The organism is Streptomyces sp. NPDC003016, from assembly GCF_053591455.1.
Map to the genome: position 1 here is coordinate 1 of NZ_JBSFTV010000084.1, position 8,962 is coordinate 8,962.

The 8,962-nt window shown below is 73.5% G+C and carries 5 protein-coding genes; 4 read left to right on the forward strand and 1 reads right to left on the reverse strand.

Annotated features, from left to right (window positions below):
* Nucleotides 1-117 precede the first annotated feature (117 nt).
* Complete coding sequence (locus ACWDZ4_RS34770) at nucleotides 118-801, forward strand: hemerythrin domain-containing protein (RefSeq protein ID WP_451512378.1); 684 nt, start codon at nucleotides 118-120, stop codon at nucleotides 799-801.
* Nucleotides 802-1,125: 324 nt separating this feature from the next.
* Here the strand turns inward: ACWDZ4_RS34770 and ACWDZ4_RS34775 are convergent, their stop codons facing one another.
* Entirely contained in the window at nucleotides 1,126-2,046 is a 921-nt protein-coding gene (locus ACWDZ4_RS34775) for an ADP-ribosylglycohydrolase family protein (RefSeq protein ID WP_451512382.1), read from the reverse strand.
* A gap of 316 nt (nucleotides 2,047-2,362) precedes the next feature.
* Between ACWDZ4_RS34775 and ACWDZ4_RS34780 the strand changes: the two genes are divergently transcribed.
* The 3 genes from ACWDZ4_RS34780 to ACWDZ4_RS34790 all read left to right on the forward strand — a co-directional run bounded on the left by ACWDZ4_RS34780 (nucleotide 2,363) and on the right by ACWDZ4_RS34790 (nucleotide 8,796).
* On the forward strand, nucleotides 2,363-4,504 hold the full coding sequence (locus tag ACWDZ4_RS34780; RefSeq protein ID WP_451512379.1) for a SpoIIE family protein phosphatase: 2,142 nt from the start codon (nucleotides 2,363-2,365) through the stop codon (nucleotides 4,502-4,504).
* Nucleotides 4,505-4,771: 267 nt separating this feature from the next.
* Nucleotides 4,772-6,556: an N-acetylglutaminylglutamine amidotransferase gene (locus ACWDZ4_RS34785; protein ID WP_451512380.1), complete on the forward strand. Its 1,785-nt coding sequence runs from the start codon at nucleotides 4,772-4,774 to the stop codon at nucleotides 6,554-6,556.
* Entirely contained in the window at nucleotides 6,529-8,796 is a 2,268-nt protein-coding gene (locus ACWDZ4_RS34790) for a S9 family peptidase (protein ID WP_451512381.1), read from the forward strand. Before ACWDZ4_RS34785 ends, ACWDZ4_RS34790 begins: the two co-directional genes overlap by 28 nt.
* The last annotated feature ends 166 nt before the right edge of the window (nucleotides 8,797-8,962 follow it).

An 8,962-nucleotide genomic window follows, 5' to 3' on the forward strand; every position in this document is an offset into this window, starting at 1 on the left:
GTGCCCGTCAACACGGCCGACAACTGGCTGCACTTCGTCCTGGGCCTGGGCATGATCGCCCTGGGCGTCCTGCTCACCCGCCGCACCCGCACCGGCGCCACGCGTTAGGACAGTCGCATGCCTCTCTCCATCGCTCAGCAAAGTGTCGAGCAACTCGGCGGCCAGGCCAGCATCCTGGCGCGCCAGCGCCGTGACCACGCCGAACTCGACCGCCTCATGAACCTCTACGCCTCCGGCAACCTGCCGCGGGAGGAGCGGCAGCAGACGCTGAAGGACATCGTCCAGCTGACCTTCAGCCACGCCTTCGCCGAGGAGACCGTGCTGTGGCCCGCCCTGCGGCGGCTCGCACCCGACGGCGAGGCGCTGACCTCGCGGGTCGAGGAGGAACACCAGGAGATCAACGACCTCGTGGCCGACATCGAGCGCACGGACCCGGACGATCCCCGCCACGATCACCTGACCGGCCGGGCCTTCGCCCTGATCCGGCAGGACATCCGGGACGAGGAGGACCTGCTCCTGCCACGTCTGCAGGAGGCCCTGGGCCATGACCCCGCACGCCTGCGCCGTCTGGGCTCGACCTGGGAGACCGTCCGTCGCACCGCTCCCACCCATCCGCATCCGGCCGTGCCGCGCCGGCCGCCCGGCAACGCCCTGGCCGGGATTCCCCTGAGCGCGTTCGACCGTGCCCGCGACCTGTTGCCCGCCGGCGCCCGGGCGTTCCGCGGCCGGAGGGCCGCAGTGGCGACCGCGGCGATGCTCGCCGTGTGGCTCGTGGGCGTGTCGGTACGGCGGAAGCACTGACACGCCACGCCACGCCGCGGCCGCCTGGTTCGCCGCCTTCGCCGCGCACGCCCTGCGCCGCCGGCCCGACAGCCGGATACGGGTGCAGGCCGACGACGCGGCCTCCGCGGCGGCGTTCGTCCCAGCAGTGTGCCGCCGCCCCTTCGCGCCGTTCACCGCGGTATGCCGCGCCGATCGGTGACAGCCGATACGTGACACCGGTCCGCACCGGGGGCGACCGGCTCACGGACGCGGCAGACGGCGCGTCCGTACGCCCCGGACTCCGGAGCGGCCGGTGCTCCAGGGGCCGCGGGCTCCGCCCCCGCCGGTTCCCCACGGCAGGGTTCAGGTTCCGAGGCGGTGCGCGAGGCCGAGCAGATCCGGCAGCCGCAGCACCCGCCCGCCGGATCCCGGCAGGGGGACGTGCAGACGCTCGGTCCAGCGGGCGGGAATCGCGTCCAGTCCGTAGTACGCGCCGGCGAGACCGCCGGTGACCGCGGCGACGGTGTCCGTGTCACCGCCGAGGTCGATCGCGGCGCGGACCGCGTCCTCGTAACCGGCCGTCGTGCGCAGGGCCCAGACGGCGGAGCCCAGGCACGGCCAGACGGCTCCGTTGAACTCGGTGGCCCGGTCGGGGTGCCAGTCGGGGGCGAGGACGGTGGCGTATCGCTGACGGTGGTCCGGGTGGACGTGGTCCAGGACGCCGGGGAGGGCGCCGAGGGGCTCGGCGCCCTCCAGCGCGACCCGTACGAGTTCGTGGAAGACGGCCGTTCCCTCCCAGGCGGCGCGGTCGCCGTGGGTCAGGGCGGCGATGCGACGGGCGGCGTCCATCGTGGCCTGCTGTCCGCCCGGTGCGCAGTAGACCGCGGAGGTGGCTGCCCGCATCAAGGAACCGTTGCCCGCGGCGTGCTGGTCGACCTGGAAGTGGACTGCGGCGGCCATGTCCCAGGGCATGCCGTTGGTGAGCACGTCCTCGGTCTGCAGACCGATGTCCTTGGGCTGTGACGCGGCCCAGTTCTGGAAGCGCGCGAAGAGGTCCGGCAGGTCCAGGCCGTTCCGTTCCAGCAGCGACTCCGCCACCAGGACGGCCATCTGCGTGTCGTCCGTGGCCTCGCCGGGGTCCCAGCCGCCGCCTCCGCACATCTCGTCGTCGGCACGGTGCGCCGGGAACCGCGCGGAGAACGCTCCGGCGGGGCCGAACTCGAAGGGGCCTCCCAGCGCGTCACCCACTGCCGAGCCGACGACCGCGCCGGCGATCCGCTGCATCCGTTTCACGCCGTCAGGCTATCGGCGCGGCGGCGGCGGTCGTACGGGATGGTCCGTGATGCGCCGGAACCGGTGTGCGGGCAGGCGGGGCCGACGGTCACGTGCGGCACCGGCGGGAAGGCGGCGGAGCGCGGCCTCGGGGAGTTCGCGCGGGCGTACCACTACGAGATGGGCGTAATGTCCGTATACGGTGTTATTTTCCGCATGCTGAAAGGGCGGACTCATGAGGCGTGAGGCTTCGCGGCATGCCCACAGGGGCCGTAGCCGTAGCCGTATGCGGCCGTGCAGGCGAACAGGGGACACAGGGGAGTAGGACATGGCTTCGCCGGAGGAGGAGGCCGGGGCGCCGGAAGTGCTGGACCGGCTGCTCTCCCGGGCGCTGCGCGAGACCGGGGCGTACGGCGGCGGGATCTACGTACTGTCGTCGGACGACCAGGTGCTCTCCGCCGCTGTCCTCGCCGGAGTGCCGTCCAAACTGGCGATGCCCTGGGCCAAGGTCGGGATGTCGGCCTCGGGCCCACTGGCCCAAGCGGTGCGGGAAGGCCGGCTGGTGTGGGTGGGGGCCGAGGGGGAGCTGGCCCGCCGCTATCCCCGCCTCGGCCTCGCGCTGCCGTACGCGTTCGCCCTCGCCGCCGCCCCGGCGCTCAGCGCGCAGCGGACCTGGGGCGGACTGCTGCTGCTGTGGCCGGGATCCCACCCCCCGGTGATCGAGCGGGAGCGGCAACGGGCGATCCAGAAGGCATGCGGCTATGTCGGCGCGGCTCTGCGCCGCGCCGCCGACAGCGGCCGTCCGGTCCTGCCGGAGACCGGACCGCGGATCATGCCGGTGCCGCGGCGGCGAGCGGTCACGCAGACCGAGGCGGTGGCGGCGGTGGACTTCGCCGAGCGGCTCCCGGAGGGCGGTTGCGCGCTCGACCTCGACGGCAGGATCACGTTCATCACCCCGGTCGGCGCGGCGCTGGTCGGCAGTGACGTCCCGACCCTGCTGGGGGCGCGCCCCTGGGAGACCCTGCCCTGGCTGGACGACCCCGTGTTCGAGGACCGCTACCGATCGGCGGTGATGAGCCGTCATCCCACATCCTTCACCGTCCGGCGCCCGGACGGCCTGTGGCTGTCCTTCGCGCTCTATCCCGATGCCCGGGGCATCAGCGTCCGCATCACCCGCTCCCGTGTCGCCACGGGCGTCGCCGCGGGCGCGCACCTACCCGCGCCGGCGCAGACCGCAGTCCCGCGGACGGAGACGGGGCCGACCGGCGCGGGGGTGCTGTACCAGCTGGCCCATCTCGCCGCCGCACTGACCGAGGCCCTCAGCGTGCCCGATGTGATCCGGCTGGTGGTCGGCCAGATCGCACCCAGCTTCGGTGCCCAGGCCGTCGTACTGCTCGCCGCACAGGCGGGAAGGCTCCGTGTGCGAGGTCATCACGGCTACAGCTCGCGGGGGGTGGCGCATTTCGACGGGGCCGCACTGACGCCGGACAGCCCTGGCGGACGCGTGGTGGAAACGGGCGAGCCGGCCTTCTTCGCCTCCCGCCGCGAACTCGGCGACGCCTTTCCCGGCTCCATGGCCGACGACGGCAACAACGCCTGGGCCTTTCTGCCCCTCCTCGCCTCGGGACGCCCGATCGGCTGCTGCGTACTGGCCTATGCGCGCCCCCACGTCTTCGGGCACGACGAACGCGCCCTGCTGACGGCGTTCGGCGGGCTGGCCGCCCAGGCACTGGACCGCGCTCATCTGTACGACACCAAGAGCGGACTCGCCCGCAGCCTCCAGGAGAGCCTGCTGCCCCAGACCCTGCCGGAGCTCCCCGGTCTGCAGGCGGCGGCCCGTTACCTGCCCGCCACCCGCGGCATGGACGTCGGGGGCGACTTCTACGACCTGATCCGCCTCGACGACACCACGGCCGCCGCGGTCATCGGAGACGTCCAGGGGCACAGCGTCACCGCGGCCGCCCTGATGGGGCAGGTCCGTACCGCCGTGCGGGCCCACGCCATCGCCGGCGCGTCCCCCGACGACGTTCTCGCGCGGACCAACCGCCTTCTCACCGACCTGAATCCGGGACTGTTCACCAGTTGCCTGTACGTCCAGCTCGATCTCGCCCGCCGGCGTGCCTGCCTGGCGACCGCGGGCCATCCGCTGCCGCTCCTGCGCCACCCGGGAGGGCGCACCGAAAGCCCCGCCCTGCCGCCCGGACTCCTCCTCGGCATCGACCCCGCGGCGGACTACCAGGCGGTCGATGTAGCCCTGCCGCCCGGCGCCGTCCTGGCCCTGTTCACCGACGGCCTGGTCGAAACACCGGGCACCGACATCGAGGAGGCGACCGCGGACCTCGCCGAAGTCCTCAGCGCCGGGGACCACGACCTCGAAGCCCTCGCCGACGGCCTCGTGCGGCACGCACGGCCGTCGGGCGACCGCAGGGACGACACGGCCCTGTTCCTTCTGCGTCCGGTCCCGCCGTGACGGCGGGGCTCCCGGGCCCACCGGACGGGCGGATGTGACCGGTGGGGCATATGTGGTATCTCGCGGGGAACCCGCAGACCACAGCGACGACCTGTCAGCGAACCACCGGTACCGCGACGGGGCAGCGCGGCAGTGGGTCCGACGGAATTGTCTGTGAGGAGAAGCCGTGAGTGTTACTGCAGGGGCGGAGGAACTCGACACCGCCGATCTGACGAGGGGGATCCTGCTGCCGGGAGTCCCTGTGGCCGGCCACCGCGGAGGTGCGGCATGTGCGGGCTGAGCGGAGAGATCAGGTTCGACGGCGGGCGGCCCGACGTCGCAGCGGTCGAACGCATGACTGACCGGCTGGCGACGCGCGGTCCCGACGGGCGGGGGATGTGGTCGCAGGGCGCGGTGGCTCTGGGGCATCGCCGGCTGAAGATCATCGACCTGTCCGAGCGCGGGGCCCAGCCCATGACCGATGCGCAGAGCGGGCTCACCGGCGTCTTCAACGGCTGCATCTACAACTACCAGGAGCTCCGTAGGAAGCTGGAGGGCCTCGGGCACCGCTTCTTCTCCACCTCGGACACCGAAGTGCTGCTCAAGGCCTACCGGCAGTGGGGCACCGGTTGCGTCGAACACCTCTTCGGGATGTTCGCTTTCGCCATCGCCGAACACGACACCGGCCGCCTGGTGCTGGCCCGCGACCGCCTGGGCATCAAACCGCTGTACCTGACCGAGGGGGCGGACCGCCTGCGGTTCGCCTCCTCCCTGCCGGCGCTGCTCGCGGGCGGCGGGGTGGACACCTCCCTCGACCCGGTGGCGGTGCACCAGTACCTGAGCTGGCACGCCACAGTGGCCGCGCCGCGGACCGTGCTCGCCGGGGTGCGCAAGCTTGCCCCGGCCACCGTGCGGGTCGTGGAGCGGGACGGCCGGTACCAGGAGCACCGCTACTGGCAGCCGTCGTACACCCGCAGGTCCGCGTACGCCGGCATGGACGCGGCCGACTGGCGGGACGCGGTGCTGGACGCGCTCCGCACGGCCGTACGCCGCCGGATGGTCGCGGACGTGCCGGTGGGTGTACTGCTGTCGGGCGGCCTGGACTCGAGCCTGATCGTGGCCCTGCTGGCCGAAGAGGGGCAGACCGACCTGTCGACCTTCAGCGTGGGGTTCGAGTCGGAGAACGGTGAGGAGGGCGACGAGTTCAGCTACTCGGACCTCGTGGCGAAGCGGTTCGCCACGGACCACCACCAGCTCATGATCCCCTCCGACCGCGTGTCGACCGGACTGGACGGGGCGGTGGAGGCCATGAGCGAGCCGATGGTCAGCCATGACACGGTCGCCTTCCACATGCTGTCGGAGCAGGTCGCCAAAGAGCTCACCGTCGTCCAGAGCGGACAGGGCGCGGACGAGATCTTCGCCGGCTACCACTGGTATCCGGCGATGGCCGCCGTCGAGCGCGAGCAGGAGCCCGAGACGTACGCCGACGTGTACTTCGACCGGCCGCACGCCGACCTGGCCCGGATGCTCCAGCCGCACATGCTGGTCGACCATGACGCCTCCGGCGACTTCGTCCGGGCCCACATGGCGGTCGACGGCGCCGAGACCGCGCTCGACGCGGCGCTTCGGCTGGACGTCCACGTCATGATGGTCGACGACCCGGTCAAGCGGGTGGACAACATGACCATGGCCTGGGGCCTGGAGGCCCGGGTGCCGTTCCTCGACCACGAACTGGTCGAACTGGCCGCCGCGTGCCCGCCGGAGCTGAAGCTCGCGCAAGGGGGCAAGGGAGTGCTGAAGGACGCCGGCCGTCAGGTCCTGCCCCGCGAAGTCGTCGACCGCCCCAAGGGCTACTTCCCGGTCCCGGCGATCCGCCACATGGCCGGGCCGGTACTCGAACGCGTGCGGGAAGCCCTGTCCGCTCCCGAAGCCCGGCAGCGGGGCGTCTTCCGCGAGCCGTACGTCGCCGAACTCCTGGCAGCGCCCGACGCGCACCGGACCAAACGGGGAGCCAACGCCCTGTGGCAGGTGGCTCTGCTGGAAATATGGCTGCAGACGCACGGAATCAGGTGATCGGCGAGCGGCGGCCGCGGGAGCCGGGGAGGGTTCCCCCCTCGTCCGCCCCCTCCGCGACCACGCCTACGGCGACGTTCCCGGGCACGCCGGGCCGGTTCTCGCCGGGCCGCCCTCCGACCGCGGCCTCGGCCCCGGCGGTGATGCCCCTGCCGGACGCCCCGGGAGCCCGGGACACTCCGACACCCCTGGTGGCCCACGGCTGCTGGTATCCGTCGGCGGACCCCACGGGCGCGCAGGTGGCCTTCATCTGCGACCGGGCCGGCGTACCGCAGCTGTGGTCAGCGGCCGCCGACGGCAGCGCCGCCCACCTCCTGGACGCCGATCCGGACCCGGTGACGGAGGTCTCCTGGTCACCCGACGGCCGCTGGATCGCGTACACCACCGCTCCGGGAGGCGGTGAGCACACCCGAGTGCTGTGCGTACGCCCCGACGGCACCGGCCGCCGGGTGCTCGCCGGCGCCGAGCCGGGCCAGTTCGCCCAGCTGGGCCGCTGGACGCGCGACGGCTCGGCCCTGGCCGTCACCGTCGCCGAACCGGCCGCCGTGGACGCGGTGGCCGCCGTGGCCGCGGGGCCCGGTACGGCCGGCCACACCCACGGCGAATTCCGCGCCGACGCGCAGCTCGCGGCGCTCCCCGCGGGCTGGGCCGACCGGGACGGCCACGCCACCCTGCTCGGCGGCGGGAACCGGGACCACGCGGGGCCCGGTCCGCGTCCGGGGACGGCCGCGTCGACGACCGGGCGCCCCCCGGGCAGCGAGGTGACGAGCGGCGGGCTGGCCGCGTACCTCATCGATCCCGAGGGAGCGGGCTCGCCCGTCCTGCTGGCCACCGAGGCCGGCGCCGCCACCCTGCGGGTGTGCGACATCAGCGCCGACGGCCGTTTCGCGCTCCTGCGCCGTGGCCCACGCGGGCGGCGTGAAGCGATGGTGGTGCGCACCACCGACGCGCGGACGACGTGCGCGGTGCCGGTGGCCGACGGCGATCCGTGGATCGGCCGGTTCTCGCCCGACGGGCGCACCCTGTGGCTGCGCAGCGACGCCGACCGCGAGTTCCCGGCCCTCCTGGCCGCCACGCTGGGCGCCGGGGGCGAGTGTCTCGGCCTCGATGTGGTGGCCGAGCGTGACGCCGCGGGCCTCGAGCTGCTGACCGTCTCCGACGACGGTGGGTCGGCCGTCCTCGCCTGGAACGTGCACGGCGCGAGCGAGCTGGAAGTCCTCACCCTCCCCACCGCGGGGCAGGACAGCGGCGCGCCCCCGCCGCAGGCCGTTGCCGTACCGCTGCCGCACGAGGTGGTGACGCGCATCGCCTCGACCGGGCCGGGCGGCATGTTCCTCGCGCTCTCCGGCTCCCAGCGCCGGCCGGGCGTGTGGCGGCTTCCCGACGGCGCGTCTTTGCTGCCCCCCGTGCGCACGGGCTGGTCGGCGCGGGACGAGGACGCCGTACCACCGGGCCGCCCACCGGTCCGTCCCCGGCCGGTGCGCCTGCGCGCCCGCGACGGCCTGCCGCTCGGCGGCTGGTACTACCGGGCGGCGGCCCGCGACACCGGCGGACCGGCACCCTGCGTGATCCACCTGCACGGCGGGCCGGAGGAGCAGGAACGGCCGGTCTTCAGTCCGCTCTACCACGAACTGCTCGGCCGTGGACTGGACGTCTTCGCGCCCGATGTCCGGGGTTCGTCGGGCTGGGGCCGCTCCTTCGTGGACGCGGACCTGGGCACCGGACGGTTCGCGGCGATCGACGACGTCGCCGACTGCGCCGCGCACGTCGTCACGGCCGGACTCGCCGATCCCACACGGCTGGCCGTGATGGGACGCTCGTACGGCGGCTATCTGGTGCTCGCGTCCCTGGTGTGGCACCCGGACCTGTTCCGCACCGGCGTCGCTGTCTGCGGCATGTCGGACTTCGCGACCTTCTTCGCCGGGACCGAGCCGTGGATCGCGGAGTCGGCCGCGGCCAAGTACGGCCATCCCGAACACGACCGGGAACTCCTGCACGCGCTGTCCCCCATGAGCCGCATCGACGCGCTGCGGGTTCCGCTGCTGGCGGTCCACGGTGAGCACGACACGAACGTCCCGCCCGGCGAGTCGGAGCAGGTGGTACGAGCGGCACGCGAGCACGGCGTCCCCTCGGAGCTGCTGCTGTTGAGGAACGAAGGGCACGAGTTCTTGCGGGCGGACAACCGACGGCTGTTCCGTCGCGCCGCCGCCGACTGGATGGAACGCCACCTCAACGGCTGAGCGGTTCAGGCCCGGCCGGGGCGCCGCGCCACCCCGTCGGCCGTCCGGTCGGTCAGGGTGTGGTGCTCTGTGTGGTGATCAGGTCGATCAGGGAGGGCAGCCCCTCGGCGAGGGCGCGGCGCTGCCGGTCCGCGGGGGCGCCCTGCTGGAGCAGCCGGTGGACCAG